The sequence below is a fragment of the Gordonia sp. NPDC003585 genome (assembly GCF_040610755.1).
Lineage (GTDB): Bacteria > Actinomycetota > Actinomycetes > Mycobacteriales > Mycobacteriaceae > Gordonia.
In genome coordinates this window covers 16,303-37,384 of sequence record NZ_JBEXMX010000017.1, presented here as the reverse complement: position 1 = coordinate 37,384, position 21,082 = coordinate 16,303, and the positions used below count along the sequence as shown (strand labels likewise).

Annotated in this window: 14 protein-coding genes; 1 reads left to right on the top strand and 13 read right to left on the bottom strand. The window is 65.8% G+C overall.

Going from position 1 to position 21,082, the window contains the following annotated elements; translation table 11 throughout:
• Nucleotides 1-235 precede the first annotated feature (235 nt).
• The 7 genes from ABZW74_RS06655 to ABZW74_RS06625 form a co-directional block, all read right to left on the bottom strand.
• Nucleotides 236-2,233, bottom strand: coding sequence for an ABC transporter ATP-binding protein (locus tag ABZW74_RS06655; RefSeq protein ID WP_355275106.1), 1,998 nt, complete (start codon nucleotides 2,231-2,233; stop codon nucleotides 236-238).
• 525 nt (nucleotides 2,234-2,758) lie between these two features.
• Entirely contained in the window at nucleotides 2,759-3,430 is a 672-nt protein-coding gene (locus ABZW74_RS06650) for an MspA family porin (RefSeq protein WP_355275104.1), read from the bottom strand.
• A gap of 70 nt (nucleotides 3,431-3,500) precedes the next feature.
• Nucleotides 3,501-4,145, bottom strand: coding sequence for an MspA family porin (locus ABZW74_RS06645; protein ID WP_355275102.1), 645 nt, complete (start codon nucleotides 4,143-4,145; stop codon nucleotides 3,501-3,503).
• Nucleotides 4,146-5,031: 886 nt separating this feature from the next.
• Nucleotides 5,032-5,646, bottom strand: coding sequence for a molybdenum cofactor synthesis domain-containing protein (locus ABZW74_RS06640; RefSeq protein ID WP_355275100.1), 615 nt, complete (start codon nucleotides 5,644-5,646; stop codon nucleotides 5,032-5,034).
• Nucleotides 5,647-5,683: 37 nt separating this feature from the next.
• Nucleotides 5,684-7,438, bottom strand: a complete 1,755-nt coding sequence (locus ABZW74_RS06635) for a trypsin-like peptidase domain-containing protein (RefSeq protein ID WP_355275098.1) — start codon at nucleotides 7,436-7,438, stop codon at nucleotides 5,684-5,686.
• A gap of 128 nt (nucleotides 7,439-7,566) precedes the next feature.
• A complete protein-coding gene (locus tag ABZW74_RS06630; protein WP_355275152.1) occupies nucleotides 7,567-9,027 on the bottom strand; it encodes a HAMP domain-containing sensor histidine kinase in 1,461 nt (486 codons plus the stop codon).
• Nucleotides 9,028-9,071: 44 nt separating this feature from the next.
• On the bottom strand, nucleotides 9,072-9,758 hold the full coding sequence (locus ABZW74_RS06625) for a response regulator transcription factor (RefSeq protein ID WP_355275096.1): 687 nt from the start codon (nucleotides 9,756-9,758) through the stop codon (nucleotides 9,072-9,074).
• A 172-nt stretch (nucleotides 9,759-9,930) separates the two neighbouring features.
• Here ABZW74_RS06625 and ABZW74_RS06620 point away from each other — a divergent pair, with 172 nt between their 5' ends.
• On the top strand, nucleotides 9,931-14,043 hold the full coding sequence (locus ABZW74_RS06620) for a bifunctional nitrate reductase/sulfite reductase flavoprotein subunit alpha (RefSeq protein WP_355275094.1): 4,113 nt from the start codon (nucleotides 9,931-9,933) through the stop codon (nucleotides 14,041-14,043).
• A 266-nt stretch (nucleotides 14,044-14,309) separates the two neighbouring features.
• Here the strand turns inward: ABZW74_RS06620 and ABZW74_RS06615 are convergent, their stop codons facing one another.
• The 6 genes from ABZW74_RS06615 to ABZW74_RS06590 all read right to left on the bottom strand — a co-directional run bounded on the left by ABZW74_RS06615 (nucleotide 14,310) and on the right by ABZW74_RS06590 (nucleotide 20,926).
• Complete coding sequence (locus tag ABZW74_RS06615) at nucleotides 14,310-14,606, bottom strand: GIY-YIG nuclease family protein (RefSeq protein WP_355275092.1); 297 nt, start codon at nucleotides 14,604-14,606, stop codon at nucleotides 14,310-14,312.
• Between the two features lie 324 nt (nucleotides 14,607-14,930).
• Entirely contained in the window at nucleotides 14,931-15,254 is a 324-nt protein-coding gene (locus ABZW74_RS06610) for a Rieske (2Fe-2S) protein (RefSeq protein WP_240856386.1), read from the bottom strand.
• Nucleotides 15,251-17,794, bottom strand: a complete 2,544-nt coding sequence (nirB, locus tag ABZW74_RS06605; RefSeq protein ID WP_355275089.1) for a nitrite reductase large subunit NirB — start codon at nucleotides 17,792-17,794, stop codon at nucleotides 15,251-15,253. The genes ABZW74_RS06610 and nirB overlap by 4 nt, the downstream gene beginning before the upstream one ends.
• Complete coding sequence (locus ABZW74_RS06600; RefSeq protein ID WP_355275087.1) at nucleotides 17,794-18,141, bottom strand: molybdopterin oxidoreductase; 348 nt, start codon at nucleotides 18,139-18,141, stop codon at nucleotides 17,794-17,796. The genes nirB and ABZW74_RS06600 overlap by 1 nt, the downstream gene beginning before the upstream one ends.
• A 257-nt stretch (nucleotides 18,142-18,398) precedes the next feature.
• On the bottom strand, nucleotides 18,399-19,976 hold the full coding sequence (locus ABZW74_RS06595; protein WP_355275085.1) for a 4Fe-4S binding protein: 1,578 nt from the start codon (nucleotides 19,974-19,976) through the stop codon (nucleotides 18,399-18,401).
• On the bottom strand, nucleotides 19,976-20,926 hold the full coding sequence (locus ABZW74_RS06590; RefSeq protein ID WP_355275083.1) for a diiron oxygenase: 951 nt from the start codon (nucleotides 20,924-20,926) through the stop codon (nucleotides 19,976-19,978). Before ABZW74_RS06590 ends, ABZW74_RS06595 begins: the two co-directional genes overlap by 1 nt.
• Nucleotides 20,927-21,082: the final 156 nt, after the last annotated feature.

Genomic DNA, 21,082 nt, shown 5'->3' with positions numbered 1-21,082 from the left:
ACCTGGTGGCCCCGGCGGACCTGGTGGCCCCGGCGGACCTGGCGGTCCCGGTGGTCCCGGCGGACCCGGCGGACCCGGCCGCGGTGGCCCCCCGCATGGCCGTCGCCGTCCCGGCCCCCCGCCGCGTCGTCGCGGACCGCGTCCGTGGCCGTTCTGGTGGGGCAGCTGACCCGCCGGTCGTGTGATTTCGAATCCCCGTCGCTTCGGCGACGGGGATTCGTCGTTTCAGGGCAGGTCAGCGACGCAGGAGCCTGCCGCCGTCGACCTCGACGGTGTAGTCGGCCAGTGCCGCGACCTGGGGGTCGTGGGTGATCAGCAGCGTCGTGCGCGACTTCGCCAGGCGGACCATCGGTTCGAGGATGCGCGTGGTGGTCGCACCGTCGAGGCCGGTGGTCGGCTCGTCGAGGATGAGCAGTGGGGTGTCGCGCAGGAAGGCACGCGCCAGCGCGATCCGCTGCCGCTGGCCGCCCGACAGGTTGACGCCACGCTCGGCCAGCTTCGCGTCGAAGCCACCGGGGATTCGTTCGATGAACTCGGTGGCGTCCGCAGACGCGGCGGCCTTGCGGATCTGCTCGGGGGTGGCCTCGGGACGGCCGTAGGCGATGTTGTCGGCGACCGTCCCGCTGAACAGCGCCACCTGCTGCGGCAGCACGGCCATGTGCGCGCGCAGGGTCGGTAGCCCGAGGGATCGAATGTCGTTGCCGTTGAGGGTGATCGAGCCGGTGTCGGGGTCGTAGAACCGCAGCAGCAGATAGGTCAGTGTGCTCTTGCCCGCGCCGCTGGCGCCCAGGATCGAGACGAAGTCGCCGTCGTCGATGGTGAGGTCGGCGTGGTCGAGCACCCGATGCCCCGATCCCGGATAGCTGAAGCCGACGTCGCGGAACGTGACGGCTGCTTGGTCGGAGACGGGGCCGGCGATCGGCGCGGTGAGCATCGCCTCTGCGTCGGCATCGGTGGCGTCGGCGACGACGGTCGGATCGTCGAGTGCCGGGTCGTCGGCGTCGGTGATGCCGATCGGTGCGTCGAGGACCTGGGCGACGCGTTCGGCGCTGGCGGTAGCGGCGGTGACGTCGACGACGAGCCCGCCGAGAGTTTGGATCTGCGGGTACAGGTAGCCGAGGTAGCCGGTCAGCGCGATGAGTGTGCCGAGCGTCGCGTCGCCGACCGAGATCTGCCACGCGCCGAAGATCAGGACGGCGATCATGCACAGCACCTCGACGATGCCGACGGCCTCGGAGAAGGCGGCGTTGGCCTTGATCTCCGACATCCGAGCGTTGCGCCAGATGCGTGACTGTCGCAGAACGCGCAGGCGGTCGCGGCCGACCTGATTGTCGGACTGGATCGCCAGCGAATTGGTGAGACCCTCGTTGACCAGGGTGCTGATCCGGCCGTTGGCATGCCGCTCACGCCGCGACGCCTTCTTCACCACGACGCCGAACCAGCGCGCCATCACCCACAGCAGCGGCGCGAGGATCACGGCCAGCAGGGCGAGATCCCATGCGGTCACAAACGCGGCGACCGCGTAGATGACGAGGCTGACGATGGCCACCACCGCCGAGATCATCCCCGACGAGAGCAAGCTGTCGATGGCCTCGACGTCGGAGCTGTGTCGGGCGATGAGGTCGCCGGTGTCGAAGCGGGATCGGGTGTGCGGCGCCAATCGTTGTGTGTGCGCATACATTTGGTCGCGCAGTCGCAGCAGCACCTTCTCGGTGACGCCGCCACCGATCACGTTGCCCGCGTACGACAATGCCGAACCGAGGAGCGTGACGCTCACCCAGATGATCATCGGCGCCACGAGTGCCTGGAGATCACCTGTGATCAACACGTTTTCGACGATGTAGGCGAACACCGCGACCGTGACCACCGTGGTCCCGACCTCGATCAGGTACAGCAGGATCGCGACGGCCAGCTTCCACCGCTCCCCCTTCAGCAGCGGCGTGAAGCGGCGGATCGTGGTGATGACGTTGAGCGGGGTGGGGCGGTCGTCGTAGTCGTCGAGCCCGTCGCGAACCTCGCTGGTCGAGCCGCTACCGAGCCCCTGGGCGAGGAAGCGTGTCGAGACCACTTCACCCGACCCCTCGTCCCCACCGCTGGTCGAGCCGCCTCCGAGCCCCTGGGCGAGGCGGCGTGTCGAGACCACTTCACCCGCGCCGTCGAACTCAGCCTCGGTTTCGTAGAGTTCGTCCGGTTCGGGAGTCACGCTCCATCGAGACTTCCGCAAGCCGGCCATTCCCTCACCTTCGCTGTTCGTGTGCGCCCAACCTTCGCAGCCTATCCGCCGGTCGATCCTGAACACCAAGCCAGCAGGCCCTATCCAGCGAAGGCACAGCAACTGCGCACGAGGCGCCCAGGCTCGATGGTGGTCGAGCCTCCACTCTCCTATCGCCGGCCGAGCCGTTTGTGTTCCGCGGGCCGAGCCAAAGCCCTCACAGATCGGGTCGAAGCCCCCACCGCTGGTCGAGCCGCTAGCGAGCCCAGGCGCTCCACGCTGGTCGAGCCGCTACCGAGCCCAGGCGCTCCACGCTGGTCGAGCCGCTACCGAGCCCCCTGGGGCGAGGAAGCGTGTCGAGACCACTTTGCCGAGCTCAACTGCAGTGATCTCGACACGACGCCTCGCCTAGCGGTTCGGAGTCGGCTCGATCAGCGCGAGAGGGCCGGCTCGATCAGCGTGTAGCGGCTCGATCATCGGGGTGCAGATACGCCGAAGGGCGGGAACCCTTTCGGATTCCCGCCCTTCGGTCAGAGCTGGTGTAGATCAGCCGAGGCTGAACGGCTTGCCGTTGAGCACGGTGATGCTCTTCACCGAATCGGTGGAGACGGTCACCTGGATGCGCGGACGGGCCGCGGCGTAGCCGGCGCAACCATCGACGCCGAACTTCTCCTGGCTGTAGACGACGCCACCCTTGTTGCCCTTGAAGGTGTAGTCGTTGACCTCGTAGTCCTTGTAGGCAGTGCTGTCGCCCGACGTGGTGTTGATGACCCAGACGGTGCCGACCTGCCCCGGACCCAGCTTGACAGTTCCGTTCACACCGGTGTCACCGTTGGGCGCAACATTGCCATTCGCCGGGTCAACGTCGGCGCCACCGAACCCGCCACCTTCTGCGGTGAAGCTGACTTGGCAACCCACGTCGTAGCCGACCTTGATCGAACCGCCGTCTGCTTGCTTGCCGTTGATGGTGACGCGCACCTTGCCGGTCACCCACACCTCACGCGAGGTCTGGACATTGGTGACCGCGCGCTGGTAGTTGGCGTACTGGTCGAACAGGGTGACGGTGACCTTGGTGCCATCGGCCAGCGTCTTGGTGATCGTGCCGCCGGGCAGCTTGCCCGCGTGGGCCGGAGCGTCGCCCAGGCCCGCGATACCCATCACGGCAGCGCCGGTGATGGCCGCGCCTGCGACCACACGGCGGGTGATGTTCTTCTTCATGATTCCCCTTCGTGGAATATCGATCTGCTCAGGGCAGATAAATCAGAGAGTGAGTGTTATCTGCGCCCGGTCAGTTGATGCTGAAGGGCTTGCCGTACAGGGTGGACTGGATGAGGGTACCCTCGCCATTCACGGTGCCATCGTCGGTGTTGTATCCCTTGGCAGCGATCACCTTGACCGCGGAACGCGCCGAGGCGTAGCCCGCGCAACCGTTGAGCTTGAAGGAAAGCTGCGTCAGCTGAATGCTCATCGCCTTGCCGGCTTTGAAGTCCTTGTCAGTGACGTCCACTACTGCCACTTGGCCCGGCGAGAGCGGCAACGTCAGCGAGCCGGACACTACGTTCTCCAAACCAAAGGTAAGCGCGCCGCCAAGACCGAGCTCGAGGCCACTGACATCGACCTGGCAACCGACGATGTACTTGACGGCGATGTTGCCGTTGACACCGGCCGAACCCTTGGCCTGGTAGTTGCCCGAGAGAACGAATCCGCGGGCGGTCGGGTTGTTGGCGACTGTGCCGATCGCGTAGGCACTTTCGGCGGTACGCCAGGTCTGCACAACCTCACCGTCGACACCGGTGGCCTTCTTGTAACCATTCGGCAGCGCAACGGCAGCTGCGTCGCCTGCCCCCATACCGGCGAGGCCCAGGGCCGCCACCGACGCGATGGCGGCCGCGCCGACGACGCGGCGCAGCCCAAGCTTGCTGAACTTGCTCATTCGTTCCCTCTCACAGGATTCGGCTGTTCTCCTGTGAATGCATGCGCATCCACAAGTTGATGACCCTTGGGTCGTCCCCGAAGCCTCACAGTATCCGCTAAGCCGGGTCTTACGCATGGCTTAGAAGAAGGCAAGGTTTCGTGAACCCTGGTCACTGCTGCGTTGTCACTCGCGACAGATCGCAGGACTCCCCCCTGGTTCCCGACACTGGGCACCGAGCGTTGTCGACGCGAACGTTATCGGGTCGATATCTGTACCGGCAACAGGAGGAATCAGCCGTGTCGTAACGCCGTACTTGCGATCGCGAATCGGACATTCACCATTGATAGATTCGGAAATGTTAACGGAAGGAAAACACGCTGCTGCGGGCATGTCAGAACATATATGCGTCACTCGTAATGAGGCGGACGCTGTGATTCGTACCATTCTCGCGAGTGCCCGTTGTGATCTTCGTCACGCTCGTCCGAAGTCGTGTCGGGAAGGTCGATTCCGAAGACATCGTCGCGCATCCGACGACGCCGTGCACCGCGCGAACGATCGTTAGCGTCACTGCTCACGCCCGGTTTTTCAGTGTGATCGGCACTACTCGGCATTGACTCTTCACCCACTGTTCACTCCATTACGCCCGATCGTCGTCGCACGCATACGTTTTCGTCAAGAATCTATCGATCGACAAAATCGTTGGTTGGGGCGGTGGTTGCTGACATTGTCGGGTCGCGAGCCCTTCGAGGCTCGTCGACTTCGAGACGCTCCGTGCTCGTACCTCGCATGGGGCTCCTCAGCCCGGCGGCTAGCGCTCCTCGCACCTCAGGGAGCGGTGGGTGGCTCCCGCTTGCGGCTCCTCAACCAGCAGTTGGGAGCGGTGGGCGGGTTTGGGAGCGAGGAGTCAGAACTCGCTGATGCTCTCGATGACGAACTTGGCCAGCGGTGCAACAGTCGCCATGCCATCGCGCACGGCGGCACGGGAATTCGCGATGTTGACGACGAGGGTCTGACCCGAGATGCCGGCGAGACCGCGGGACAGGCCACCGTCGGTGGCGCCCGCGGCGAGCCCGGAACTCCGGACGGCCTCTTCGATGCCCTCCAGACGCCGATCCAGCAGGGGTTCGGTGGCCTCCGGGGTCACGTCGCGGGCCCCAACGCCGACGCCGCCGACCGACAGGACGAGGTCGACGCCACCGATCACCGCGGTGTTCAGCGCGTTGCGGATCTCGATCTCGTCCGATGACACCACCACGGTCGCGTCGACGTGAAAACCGGCCTCCGCCAACAACTCTCCCACCAGCGGGCCGAGCAGGCGATGGTCGTCCCCGTGGGCGGCCTCGTCGTCGACCACCACGACGAGCGCCCGACCGACCTCGCCGGTCACCTCGGATGAACCGTCGGGGTGCCGCGCCACGAACTCGCGGGCAGCGGCATCGGCGGCCACCACGTCGGCCGGATCCACATCACCGGTGTCGGCCGTGTCGGTCACAAAGCGGGAAGCGGAATCGGCGGTCATCTGTACACCTTTCGAGAGCTCGAACGTGGATCTGGAATCAACTGGTGGGCAGTTCGGCGAGCGTCACACGCGCGGTTCTGGTCTGCCCCTGGTAGGTGTATTCGACGGTGACCTGGTCGCCCGGCGCGTACGAACGGATCGCCGCCACCAGCGCATCACCGGACGTGATGACGCGATCGTCGACCTTGGTGATCACCGCGCCCTTCGGAATTCCGGCGTCGTCGGCCGGGCCACCCTGGGTCACGTCGTTGACCAGTGCGCCGGGGTTGTTCGGGTCGGTGTTGGGTCGGACCGTCACACCGATGCCTGCGTGGGTCGCCTTACCGGTCTCCTGCAGCTGCTTCGCAACGCGGTACGCCTGGTCGATCGGGATCGCGAAACCGAGGCCGATACTGCCGGTCTGCTGCTGTTCACTGCCGCCGAGGGTCGCGATGGCGGTGTTGATACCGATTAGCGCACCACGCGCGTTGACCAGCGCACCACCCGAGTTGCCCGGGTTGATGGCGGCGTCGGTCTGGATGGCGTCGATCACCGAGGCGGTGCCGCCCTCCCGCGACGTCGACACCGGACGGTTCAGCGCACTGATGATGCCGGTGGTCACGGTGCCGGCCAGGCCCAGCGGCGACCCGATCGCGATGACGTCCTGCCCGACGGCGAGGTTGCTCGACGTGCCGATGTCGATCTGCTTGAGGCCGGTGCGCTCGACCTTGATGACGGCGATGTCGGAGATCGGGTCGGCGCCGAGAACCCGCGCCGGGGCGCGCGTGCCGTCGGAGAAGTCCACCGTCACCTGGCTCGCGGGACGGCTGCCACCAGCACTGATCACGTGATTGTTGGTCATGATCACGCCATTGGAGTCGATGACGACGCCCGACCCCTCACCCGACTGGCTGCCCTCGGTGACATCGATCGACACCACCGATGGCAGGACGCGGGCCGCCACGTCCTGCACCGACCCTGGGGGCGCGGCCGGTTGGTCGGTGCTCTTGTCGCCGCCGAGCGGCCGGTTGTTGGACGCGAGGTCGCTGTCGGAGTCGAAGACCTTGGCGCTGAGGAAACCGCCGATGCCACCGGCCACCAGTGCGAGCAGCACGGCACCGATCACCAGCAGGGTCTTGCCGACGCCCGACCGCTTCTTCTTCGCTGGCTCGGGTGCGCCGTACGGATCGCCGACCGGTGCCAGACCTGCGGTTTCCGGCCGGGTGCCGGGCGGCGTCGAGCCGGGCTGGCCGAAGGCGTGCGTCGGACCGGGCTGGCCATAGGCCTGGGTGGGACCCGACTGGCCGAACGCGTGCGTCGGGTCTGGCTGGGCAGGACCGGGCTGGGGCGTCGGACCGGGCTGAGCAGTAGGACCGGGCTGGCCGAACGCGTGCGTCGGGCCGGGCCGGTACGCGGGCGCGGGACCTGACTGGCCGAACGGATTCGGATCGGGCTGGCCGTAACCGCCGGGCCGCGAATGGTGTCCGTAGCTGGGGGCGCCAGGTGCCTCGTTGCCGGGTGTGCCAGGAGTTCCGTACTGCGGTGCGCTGTAGTCCTGCGGCGGACGCGGCGGGAGGTTGGTTCCGTGGGCACGAGTGGCCGCCTCCGAACCCGGAACCGCGGCGGTCGGGGATTCCGACCCGGTGACCTTGTCCAGGCCGTAGGCAGGCGTCGACGGTTCCGACGGCCCATCCTGGGGTGCCGACACCGTCTCCGGGGCTTGCCCGGCGTCGTCCGGCCGTGCGCCCTCCCGGGCGTTCTCCGGCCGGTCGTCGCCGAACGGGCCGCTACCCTGCGAACCGCCAGTCGTCATCTGCAGTCTCTTTCTCCCCGGTACCGATGCTTCACCGGCACGTCAGTGAACACGCACAACACTAGTGGTATGCCGATCCGGCCACAGCGAGTCATCACACAGGCGTCGATCACCGCGGCCGTCCTTCTCTACTGACGAACCACTAGCGGCGATGGTTCCGCCGGCGTCGCCCGACCCGGCAAAGTCATTCGAATGAGTGCACCGCCGAGATCGGATTGCTCCGCGCTCACCGAACCGCCGTGACGCATCAACACCTGACGGACGATCGCGAGTCCGAGTCCCGAACCCGGCATCGACCGCGACTGAGTCGACCGATAGAAGCGCTCGAACACCAGCTCACGGTCTTCCACCGGAATGCCCGGCCCCGCGTCGGCGACGGTCAGTTCGGCGGTCGAGATGCCCACCTGATTGAGTTCGACGATCACCGCTCGCCCCCGCGGACTCCATTTGGCGGCGTTGTCGAGCACATTGAGCACCGCGCGGCTCAGACCGTGCTCCTCGCCGAACACGAACCATGGCGTGAGGTTGGTCTGGAACTCGACGTCGCTGCGTCGGCGTCGAACCCGTTCGAGCGCATGCTCGATGATGACGACGAGATCGACCTCCTCGTAGACCACCTCGGGCGCATCCTCGCGGGCCAGGTCCACCAGATCGCCCACCAGAGTGGACAGTTCCTCGATCTGGGCCATCACGTCCGAGCGCAGTTCCACCATGTCCTGGACGGGCATGGCCGGTGCGCCCGGCTCGCTCGCGGCCATCAGCAGCTCGAGGTTGGTACGCAACGACGTGAGCGGTGTGCGCAGTTCGTGGCCGGCGTCGGCGACCAGCCGGGCCTGCCGGTCGCGGGAGGTGGCCAACGCGCCGAGCATCGTGTTGAAACTCTCCGTCAACCGCGCCAGCTCGTCGTTGCCCGACACCGGAATCGGTGTGAGATCCATGGTGCGCGACACTCTTTCGGCCGCCCTGGTGAGCCGCGCGACCGGACGCAGACCCGCCCGCGCCACCGCCGTGCCGGCCAGCGCGGCCAACGCGACACCCCCGCAGCCGACGACGAACAACACCCACGCCAACCGTTTGAGCACCCGGTCGGTGTGCAACAGACTCTGCGCAAGGATCAGTGTGTTCCCGTCGTCGAGTTTGCGTGCGAGCACCCGCTGATTGCCCACGGTCCGCAGGCTCTGCCGGTTGTTGCCGGGCGTGTTCTTCGACCGTGCGACGTCCCGTTCGACCTTCTCGAACGGCACCTGCCCGATGAGATAGGTCTGGCCGGTGGGCCGGACGAGGGCCACCGAGATATTGGTGGAGAACACCGTGCCGGCGACCAGCGACTCGGGACGCTCGTTGAGCAACCCGGTCTTGGCCAGCGCCGTCATGCCGTCGGCCCGGCTCTCGAGTTGCTTGTCGACCTCGTTGTACATCGCGCGGTACACCACGAAGTAAGCGGCGGCGGCCATCAGACTCACCGACACCAGCACGACCGTCGCCGACAGCATCGTGACGCGCACACGCAACGACACGGCCCGGGTGAGGGGTATCGGGGCGCGCATCTCGCGGTTCTCGTCACGCCCGGAACGCATCGCCCGGCGCATCGACCAATCGGAGAGATGCCCGGACGGGGTATTTCCGCCGGCCACTACGGAGGCGTCTCCCGAAGGACATAGCCGACGCCGCGCACGGTGTGGATCAGACGTTCCTCACCGTCGGCCTCGGTCTTGCGCCGCAGGTAGCCGACGTACACCTCGAGCGCATTGCCCGAGGTCGGGAAGTCGTACCCCCACACCTCCTCCAGGATGCGACTGCGCGACAGCACCCGGCGCGGGTTGGCTATCAGCATCTCCAGCAGCGCGAACTCGGTGCGCGTGAGGCTGATGTGGCGTTCACCCCGCACGACGTCGCGGGTCACCGGATCCAGGGAGAGGTCGGCGAAGCGCAGCGTCTCCGAATCGGCGTCGTCCTCGGGGGCGGCCCGACGCAGCAGCGCGCGCAGCCGAGCGAGCAGTTCCTCCAGCGCGAACGGTTTGGGCAGGTAGTCGTCGGCGCCGGCGTCGAGGCCGCTGACCCGCTCGGAGACGGTGTCGCGGGCGGTCAGGACCAGGATGGGCAGGTCGTCACCGGCCGAACGCAGACGACGACACACCTCGAGACCGTCGAGGCGCGGCATCATCACGTCCATGATCGCGACATCGGGACGGTCGGAGACGATCTTCTCCAGTGCCTCGATTCCGTCGCCCGCGGTATCCACCGCATACCCGTTGAAGCTGAGCGAACGACGCAGCGACTCACGGACCGCCCGATCGTCGTCGACCACAAGGATGCGCATACCTACAGTCTTATCCGTAACGACTGAGATGTCGCTGAGCAACGCCGTAAACGACTGACCTGGGGTTCTCAATTGGTACGCACAGGGGCTCGCGGCCGCTGTGAGGGCAAGTTGACTGCTGCGTAACCGGGTCCTTTGAGTCCAGAAACATCGATTTCCGACGCTGGAGTGCGTGACCGCTGGAACCGTCGACTCCTTGTGCGCCTACTGCGGCGTGGGTTGCGGTATGAAGCTGCAGGTCGCCGACGACGGTGGTCTGCCGATCGTCACCAAGACCGTCGGACGCACCGACCACCCCACCAACTTCGGCCGCCTCTGCACCAAGGGCTCCACCACAGCCGACATGCTCGCCGGGGGTGGTCGCCTCGAAACTCCGCTGGTGCGTCCTCGACGCGGTGACGAACTCGCATCGGCTGACCTCGACGACGTCATCTCCGACACCGCGCGACGCCTGCGCACCATCGTCGACGAGCACGGGCCCGACGCCGTCGCGCTCTACGTCTCCGGTCAGATGTCGCTGGAGGCGCAGTACCTGTCCAACAAGCTGGCCAAGGGATTCATCGGCACCAACCAGATCGAATCCAACTCCCGGCTGTGCATGGCCAGCGCCGGCACCGGCTACAAGCAGTCGCTCGGGTCCGACGGTCCACCCGGGTCGTATCAGGACTTCGACCACGCCGACGTCTTCTTCGTCATCGGCGCCAACATGGCCGACTGCCATCCGATCCTGTTCCTGCGGATGATGGACCGCGTCAAGGCCGGCGCGAAGCTGATTGTGGTGGATCCGCGTCGTACCGCGACCGCCGACAAGGCCGACCTGTTCCTGCAGGTTCGCTCAGGCTCCGACCTCGCGCTCCTCAACGGAATCCTGCACCTGCTCATCGCCGGTGGGCACACCGACGACGAGTTCATCGCCGACTTCACCGACGGTTTCGAGCAGATGCCGGACTTTGCGGCTTCCTATGATCCGGAGACCGTTGCCTCGTTGACCGGTGTCGCCGAGGCCGACCTGCGCCGGGCGGCGGAGATGATCGGCACCGCAGACAACTGGATGAGCTGCTGGACAATGGGGCTCAACCAGTCGACCCACGGCACGTGGAACACCAACGCCCTCATCAACCTTCACCTCGCCACCGGCGCCATCTGCCGGCTGGGCAGTGGACCGTTCTCGCTGACCGGTCAGCCCAATGCGATGGGCGGCCGCGAAATGGGTTACATGGGACCGGGTCTGCCCGGCCAGCGTGCGGTGATCTCCGACTCCGACCGCGACTTCGTCGAGGACGTGTGGCGTGTGCCACGCGGCACCTTGCGCACCGACGTCGGCGGCGGCACCATCGACATGTTCCGCCGCATGGCCGACGGCGAGATCCGCGCGTGCTGGATCATCTGCACCAATCCGGTTGCCTCCGTGGCCAATCGAAAGACCGTCATCGAGGGGCTGGAACGCGCCGAACTGGTCATCACGCAGGACACGTTTGCCGAGACCGAGACCAACGCCTACGCCGACGTCGTGCTCCCGGCGACGCTGTGGACCGAATCGACCGGCGTGATGGTGAATTCCGAACGCAACCTCACACTGTTCGAACCCGCGGTCCCGCCGCCCGGACAGGCGATCCCGGACTGGCAGATCATCGCCCGCATCGCGTCGGAGATGGGCTACGCCGACGCCTTCGACTACTCGAGCGCCGAGGAAATCTTCGAGGAGATCAAGCAATTCGCCAACCCCCGAACGGGTTACGACATTCGCGGCGTCACCTACGACGGCCTGCGTCGCACCCCGATGCAGTGGCCGTGCCCGCCGGATGCGGACCCCACCGACGGTGGTGCGCGCAATCCGATCCGCTATTTGAACGACGGTCGGAGTCAGACGCTCCATCACGCCGCGGACGGCTCGGTGCCGCGTCTGGCCTTCGCCACACCCAATCGGCGCGCGCAGTTCTTCGCGCGGCCGCACATCGACCCTGTCGAGATGCCCGACGACGACTATCCATTCCTGCTCAACACCGGCCGGCTGCCGCATCAGTGGCACACGATGACCAAGACCGGTCGAGTGGCCAAACTGAACAAGCTCAACCCGGACCCATTCGTCGAACTGCATCCCGACGATGCGTCGGCGATGGATGTGTCGACCGGAGACACGGTCGAGATCGCGTCTCGGCGCGGGCGAGCGGTGTTGCCCGCCAAGGTGTCCGACCGCGTACGTCCGGGCAATTGCTTTGTGCCATTCCATTGGAACGACATGTTCGGCGAGCACTACGCCATCAACGCGGTCACCTCGGACGCCATCGACGCAGCGTCGCAACAACCCGAGTTCAAGGTCTGCGCGGTGACGCTCACCAAGGTCGCAACCGCCGTCGTAGTTGAGGAGTCCATGTCAGTGCCGCACTCGAGTCTGTCCGACGCTCTGGGCGTTGCCGGGATTTCCGCGCCTGAGCTGACTGCGTCCGAGAAGCTGTATGTGGCCGGGCTTGCCGCCGGGATCGGCGCGGAACCGGTTGGTGTACCGACCATTCCGTCCGATGCGCCGATCCGCGAGGAAGTACGGATGTGGGTCGGCGGGGTGCTCGCCGGTCGATTTGCGCGCTCGGCTTCGGCCGTGCCTGTTGATTCCGCTTCTGCCGATGACAGTTCTGTGGATACCGTCACCCTGCTCTGGGCGTCGCAGATGGGGGCCGCGGAGGACTACGCAACGTCGGTGGCCGACAAGGTGTCCGACACCGGGCGGACGGTCACCGCGAAATCGATGGACGAGGTCGACGTCGCAACCCTTTCCGGGACAACCCTGTTCGTCACCTCCACCACTGGCGACGGCGAACCACCGGACAACGGAAGCGCCTTCTGGGACAGCTTGAACACCGAGGGTGCGCCCGACCTGTCGGGCGTCGACTTCTCCGTACTGGCCTTCGGCGACTCCAACTACGACGACTTCTGTGGCCACGGACGCAAACTCGACGAGAAGATCGCCGAACTCGGCGGTCGGCGGATCGTCGACCGTGTCGATTGCGAACCGGACTTCGAAGAATCAGCGGGCGGCTGGCTCGACAGCGTGATCCGAGCGATCAGCATGCACGGACCAGTTGTCGAAGGGACGGCCACCGACGACAAGGTCGTGGTGGTCAGCGAACCCGCCGACTCCTCGGCAGCACCGTCGATCCGCACGGCGCCGGCCTACTCGCGCAAGCAGCCGCTGGTGACCGCGCTGACCCGCAACGTCAAACTCAACGGTGATGGTTCGGGGAAAGACGTGCGCAACTTCGGGTTTCGCATCCCTCCGGACACTCTTCGCTATGACACCGGCGATGCGCTGGGTGTCTGGCCGTTGAACACTCACACGCTGATCGACGAGTGGCTCAGCCTCACCAAGCTCGACGAGAACGAGATGGTCGACCTTCCCGACGGCGACACCATGACACTGCGCCGAGCTCTACGGGAGCGTGTCGACTTCGCGAAGGTGACACCCGACTTCGTGCGTCTGGTCGCCGAACGCAGCGGGTCGTCGGAGCTGCGTGACCTCGTGGCTCCGGGCAACAAGGATGCACTCAATCGCTGGATGTGGGGCCGACAGAGCGTCGACGTCCTCGCCCAGTATCCGGCACGCGCCACCGCCGCCGAGTGGATTGCTGCGCTCAAATCGTTGGTGCCACGGTCATATTCGATCTCGTCGAGCCCGCTGGAAGATCCCGAGGAAGTGCAGCTGACGGTGTCGGCCGTGCGCTACAACATGTTCGGCACCCCGCGCGGCGGCGTCTGTTCGACGTTCCTCGCCGATCACGCCGATGCCGAGGACGTGGGGTTGTACGTCACCAAGTCGACCCACTTCGGTCCCCCCGCCGACCCGGACACGCCGATGATCATGATCGGTCCGGGCACCGGCATCGCACCGTTCCGCGGCTTCCTTCGCGAGCGTGAAGCGTTGGGCCACAACGGACCCAACTGGCTGTTCTTCGGCGAGCAGTACTCCGCCACCGACTTCTACTACCGCGACGAGCTCACCTCGATGCTCTCCGACGGCGTGCTCACCCGCCTCGACGTCGCCTTCTCCCGCGACCAGGATCGCAAGATCTACGTCCAAGACCGGATGCGCGAACACGGCGAAGAGCTCTACCAGTGGCTGCACGACGGCGCCCACGTCTACGTCTGCGGCGACGCGTCGCGCATGGCCAAGGATGTCGACGCCGCTCTCAAAGGGATTGTCGCACAGCATGGTCGGCGCTCGGCCAAGAGCGCCGAATCCTACGTCAAGGCCCTCGCCGCCGACAAACGCTACGTTCGGGACGTGTACTGAGCCACCGCTGCCGGAAACCCACCCGCTGCCCTACGCGCCACCATCCGCTGCCTCAGGACCGCAAGCGCGGCCCTTCCGCTGCCTGAGGTGCGAGGAGCGCACGCGTGGCCCTACCGCTGCCTGAGGTGCGAGGAGCGCAAGCGCGGCCCTACCGCTGCCTGAGGTGCGAGGAGCGCACGCGCGGCCCTACCGCTGCCTGAGGTGTGAGGAGCGCAAGCGACGAGCCTCGAAGGCCTGGCGAGACGACATCGGAGCCGCGCAACGCTCTACTCTCGCTTTCGTGGCAATCCACCCCGCCGCTTCGACAGAGACTTCAGCACGTTGAAATCTCCGTCGATCAGCGCCTTCTTCTTCCGCCGCGACCAGCCGTGCAACCGTCGTTCGAAGGCATACGCCTCGCGCACACTCGGGAATTCCATCGCCCACACGAGCTTGAGCGGCCGACGCTTGGCCGTGTATCCGATCTGGCCCGTGCTGTGCTGGTTCATCCTATTGTCGAGATCGACGGTGCTACCGGAGTAGTAGACGCCATCGGCGCACTCGATGATGTATGCGTAGCCCATCATACCATCGTGGCCGCAAGGGATGTCGTTCCAACTTCCGCGCTCGAGTTGTCCACAGAGAACACGCCGACGAGTTCGTTGTGGAGTATTGTTCGACCGCCAAGCCGGTAGGCAGCTTTCGATGTTTGGCGGTCAAGCAAGCCGGTAGGCGGCTATCGATGTTTCGTCGCCAGGCCTTCGAGGCTCGTCGCTTGCGCTCCTCACACCTCAGGCAGCGGTGGGTGCTCCTCGCACCTCAGGCAGCCGTAGGTCGTCGCTTGCGCTCCTCACACCTCAGGCAGCGGTACGTGGTCGCTTTTGGTAGGTGCCATCCACCCCGGGCGATCACAACCACACGACGATCTCGCCGTCGCGGTCTTCCACCCGGTAGACCGTCACCGACCCGACCGCCCCGTTCCGGCACGTTCCGTCGCCGAACGAGAAGGCGTATTGGTGCAGCGGACAGACGATGGTGCCGAGGTCGAACTGGCCGTCGGCGAGTGGTCCGCCGTTGTGGGGGCAGATCGCGTCGGTGGCGCGCAACGTGCCGTCGGTCATCCGGAACACGGCAATCTGTTTGCCCTGGACCGAGTATGCCCGGCCCTCCCCGACCATCAGGTCTTCCATCAGGCCCAGGACCACAGCCGTTCCGCTCGACACGACGGTCATCGTGCAACCACCTCCGGGGACGGTCGGGCACCGCGCGCAGGAACCGCAGGGAGCGGCAACAGCGGTAGCGCAGGCGTGAACTGGGCCGGCGACTTCGGTTCGACGCGATCGAGCCACGGGTCGACGTAGCCGGCGACTGCTTCCTCGATGCGCTCCTGAAGCCCGGCGACCAGACCGTCACGGTCGTCGACCAGAATGGCACGCAACTCTTCGATCGAGATCCGCGGCACCCACGCGTAGGTGCGCTCCAACCACTTTCCGGTCTCGCGGTAGTGCTGAATGAAGATGCCGCATAACCGAACAACCTCGTCGGGCGACTCGACCGTGGCGAGCAGATCGCCTTTCCGGATGTGTGCACCCGCCGCGCCACCGACGTAGATCTCCCACTTCCCATCGCCGATCGCGACGACCCCGAAGTCCTTACAGAGCGCTTCGGCACAGTTGCGCGGACAACCCGTGACCGCGAGTTTCAGCTTCGCGGGCGACTCGAGCCCCTGGTATCTGGTCTCGATGTCGATGCCGAGCTGAGTCGAATCGCCGAGACCGAACCGGCAATAGTCGGTTCCCACACAAGTTTTCACGGTACGGAAGCTCTTGCCGTAGGCGTACCCCGACGGCATGCCCAGGTCGGCCCACACCTTGGGCAGATCTTCCTTCTTCACGCCGAGCAGGTCGAGGCGCTGACCGCCGGTCGCCTTGATCATCGGGATGTCGTACTTCTCGGCCACATCCGCGATCTTGCGCAGTTGCTCTGGCGACGTGACGCCGCCCTTCATCTGGGGAACCACCGAGAACGTGCCGTCGCGCTGGATGTTCGCGTGCACACGGTCGTTGACGAACAACGCTCCCGGCTCACGTTTCCACTCCGCGCCCCAGATCACCCGCAACAGCGACGCCAGTGGCATCTTGGCGGCCGCGTCCTCACCGTCGGGTGCCAACGCGGCGAACACGTCGGTGACCGACCGGAGGTCCTGTCGTCGAATGGCTTCGATGAGTTCAGGTTTGGTCAGCGGGATGCATGGCACGTACCAGTCCGCGGACTTGTCGACGGTGAGCGCGTCACCGGCCGCAAGCTCGACGATGTCGGCGACCAGTCCCTTACATGAGCCGCAGCCCTTTCCGGCGCGGGTCTTGGCGCAGACGTCGGTGACACTGGTGCAGCCCGACGCGACGCATGCCACGATGTCACCCTTGGTGACGCCGTTGCAGTTGCAGACCTGCACGTCGTCGGACAGCTCGGCGGCACCCGTTGCCGCGCTGGGTGTTCCGAGGTCGAAGAGCATCGAGATGCGCTCGTCGGGCAGTGGCACCTTTTCGTCGAATGCCTGGGTCAGGAAGCTGGCCTTGGAGATGTCGCCCAGCAGCATTGCGCCGATGAGCTTGTTGTCGCGGACCACGACGCTCTTGTAGATACCGCTGCGCGGTTCGTAGAATTGGACGAACTCGTCGTCGTCGCGCTCGGGCCCTTTGACACCCATCGCCGCGACATCCACGCCGGCGACCTTCAGCTTCGTCGTCAGACGCGAACCATGATATTCCGCAGCAGGATTCGCGCCGGTGATGACATCGGCCAGGACCACCGCCTGCTCCCACAACGGAGCCACCAAACCGTAGACCTCGCTGCGGTGCTGAGCACATTCGCCCACCGAGTAGATGAATGCCTCGTCTTCGCAACGCATCTGATCGTCTACCACGATCCCGCGTTCGACCACCAATCCGGCACTGCGCGCGATCTCGACGTTGGGCCGGATGCCGGCGGTCACCACGATCATGTCCGCGGGAAGCAAACCGCCATCGGTGAAGCCCACCCCCGCGACCGTGCCGTCGTCGGCGCGCAATACCGAGGTCGTGCGTTTGCCGGTGAGCACCCCGACCCCGAGTTCCTCGATCTTGTTGCGCAACACCCGACCACCGCGCTCGTCGAGCTGCTGATTCATCAGGTGGCCGGGCGAATGCACCACGTCGACGTCAACGCCCTGCGTCTTGAGACCGTAGGCAGCCTCCAGACCGAGCAGTCCGCCGCCGATCACCACCGCCTTCACGTGATCGCGCGACGTCGCCATCTGCAGCATTCCGTTGGTGTCCTCGATGGTGCGAAAACCGAAGACCCCGCGGGCAAGTCGGCCGTCGGGCTCGCGCAGGCCGTCCATGTTGGGAAAGAAGGTGTGCGATCCGGTCGCGATGATGAGAACGTCGAACCCGATGATCCGACCACTTTCGCACCGCACGCTCTTGGCGAACCGATCGATCGATTCCGCCCGGTCGCCGGCATGCAGCGTCACCCCGTTCTCGGAGTACCACGCCATCGGGTTGAGCATCAGGTCGTCGTCATCCGTGGTGGTTTCGCCGGACAGCACATGCGACAACATGATTCGGTTGTAGTTGCCGTACGGCTCGTCGCCGATCATCGTGATGAAGAACTGGTCGCCGCCCCCGCGCGCGAGAATCTCTTCGACGGTGCGCGCCCCGGCCATACCGTTTCCGACCACCACCAGCCGGCGTTTGGGCGCTGCGTCCGGATCCCAGTTCGACGGCTGCATCAGAAGGTGACCATCCCGAAGTCGATCACAACTTCGCCGCTGGTGCCTTCCGGCGCTGCGAGCACGAGTTCCAGGACACTGTCGGGGTCGACGTCCTCCACGACGCGCAGCGGCACGTTCACCGACGACTTGGCACCCATCGGGAAGATCCGCATCGGCGAACCGTCGCGCATGAGCGTGACGTAGATGAGGTCGTCGGAGCTGTTGCCGCCACGAAAGTAGAGTGGCTGCGCCGTCAGGCCAGATGGCACCGTGTACGTCAGCGCCGGGTCGATGGGGCCGGGTTTGGTGAGCCCGGACCCGGCGAACGCGAACACGCCCTGGAGGAAGTGCGGAGTGCTGGACATACCCGCCACTATCCCGAGTACGCGTGAAATGCCACTTGCGGCGATGTTACGGGGGCGTTGTCAGGCCCTCACTGCACCGCGCGTCGACTGTGCGTAGAGCCCCCGCTGGCGCAGGCGCGAGCTTGCGAGCCTCGAAGCCCGTTGGTGAGCTGAGAGCGTTGTCTCACCAGCCCTTCGATCCCTCGGCTGGCGCCTCGGGCACCTCCGGGAGCGGGAGGGGGCACCACAGCGGGAGAGGCACCTCGGGGAGCGAACTGTCAGCGCTTGCGCCACCCCGCCGCACCGACCATGTCGGCGACCTGGGTGAACTTCACACGGGGGCGGCCCTGTTCGGCGCCGCGTCGGCGTTCAGAACGGTCGATGGCGCGCATGCCGCGGTAGCCGATCACGCGCCGCACGCGGCGTCGGATGAGCGCCTGGAACTCGCCCGGATTACGCGTGGTCCTGCGCAGGGCGCCCGACGCGGCGTCGGCGATGAAGTCCTCGACCGTCGCCTGTGCACACATCTTGTTTGCGCCGATGCCGCCGCTCGGGCCGCGCTTGGCCCAGCCGAGCACGTAGACGCCGGGGATGACGTCGCCGGAAACGTCGGTCATCCGACCGTCGACGTTGGGGAAGATGCCGCGCTTGTCGTCGAAGGCGAGGCCCTCGATCGGTGTGGAGCGGTATCCGATGGAGCGCACCACGAGGTCGGTGGCAACGGAATGGCGGTGTTCGCCCGACCGCAGGTTCACCGATTCCACTCGCTCATCCCCGACAATCGACTCAGGAGTGGTATGGAACAGGAACACGATTCGACGACGACTCGGGTCGGCCGGACCGGTCAGGTCGGGCACGTCACCTCCGGAGTGGACCACCACGTCGACGCCCGGGATCTCCGACAGCGCACGGTATTCCGCTGCCGTGTAGGCGGCGTCCTCGGGACCCCGACGACCCAGCAGAACCACCTCGTGGACGTTCTGTTCCCGCAGGATGTCGAGCGCGCGGTCGGCGATGTCGGTGGTGGCCAACAACTCCGGCGGCGACACCAGAATGCGTGCGACGTCGAGCGCGACGTTGCCGGTTCCCACGACCACCGCCCGACCGGTGGCCGGATCATCGTCGGAACCACGACGAATGGGCGGACCCTGCTCGGCTCCCGGGACCGCGTTGTACCAGGCCACGAGTTCGGTGGCCGACGTCGAGCCGGGCAGATCCTCGCCGGGGATACCCAGGCGACGTGACTCGCTCGCACCGACCGCGTAGAACACCGCGTCGAAGTGGTCGGCGAGTTCGTCGGGCGAGATATCCTTGCCCACAGTCACATTGGTGAGCATGGTGACGCGCGGGTCGCGGTAGAGCAGGTCGAATCCACGCAACACCCCTTTCGTGCCGGGATGGTCGGGGGCCACCCCGGCACGAACGAGTCCACCCGGTGTTGGCAGCTTGTCGAGGACGGTGACGTGCGCCTCGGTCCGGTCCAGCAGGGTGCGCAGCGCGTAGCCACCCGACGGCCCGGTACCGACCAGCGCAACCCGCAGTCCCGCAGGGAGCTTCGGAATCTCTGGGTAGCTCACCGGACCCCAGCCGGACTTCACGTCGGCGTTGTTCTTGTAATAGTCGGCATTGATCTCGATGAACACCTGATCGCGGGCGCCGAGACGGTCGGCCGGGTAGATCGCGTCGACCGGGCAGGCATCTGCACATGCGCCGCAATCGATGCACGCCTCGGGATCGATGTGCAGGATGTCGGAGCTGCCGAACCCGCGTTCTTCGGGCGTCGGGTGGATGCAGTTCACCGGGCACACCGAGACGCATGCTGCGTCGCTGCAGCAGGATTGAGTGATGACGAACATCAGAGCATGTGCACTTTCCGGTAGTAGCGCATCGCCGGGCGGGTCAGGAGTCCCACCTCGTCGAGGAACTCCATGAGATGCACGCAACTCGACCGGACCATCGACTGGAAGTGCGAGTTGGAGTTCATCTCCGCGACCGCACGGTCCGCGTCGAGTCCCGCATCCTCGAAGGCCTTGCGCTGCACCAGACTCGAGACGATGAAGTAGGCGCCGAGCGCAACATACAGGGCGCTGAACTGGCGTCGGAACCAGCCGACACCCTGCATCGACTCGCGCACTTCCTCGCGCGCGAACTTCATGTGGCGCGATTCCTCGAGCACGTGGATCTCGTTGACGGTGCGGATGAACGGCAGGACCCGGTCGTCGCGCATGCACCCACGCTGGAAGACGTCGAGCACTTCCTCGGCGACCAGGATGCCAGCGTAGGCGACCTCGTTCCTTGCGGTTCGCTTGAACAGTTTACCCAGGCGCCCAACCCATTTGGTGGGCTTGTAGGAGGTTCCGACCATCTTCTCCGACGCCTTGGCGAACATGATCGAGTGGCGGCACTCGTCGGCGATCTCGGTGAGCGCGAACTGGAATTCGGGGCTGTGATACGCGCCGAGGTACTGGTCGCGGATCACCATCTCCTGCAGGATCATCTCGAACCAGATGCCGATGTTCATGATCGACGCGAACTCGTGGCGGGTCACCGAGATCCGCTGCTCCTCGGTGAGTTCATCCCAATACGCCGTCCCGTACAGCGACGACCATTCCGGGCTGCAGCCGTACTTGGTGGGGTCCATCGGCAGCGACCAGTCGATCTCGGTCATCGCATTGCGCGACAGCCGCGCGGCCGACGCGAGAAGACGCTCGGACACTTCCTGGGTGCCCTGGTCATGCATGCTCACGACGTTGTCGATGGGCGCCTCAGGCTCACCGGCGTGGGTGCGGTCCATAGCGGCAGTCATCTGATTCGCCTCCAGTAATCGTGACAACGTGTGATGTTATGACAATGCTTGTTGTCAAGATAGCACCGGGCTGCGACCGAGTAAACAGACACAGGAATATACTGGCGAGTAAGTTAGACCGAGGACCTCATCGACGCAGGTCAGAAGGCAGGAGAC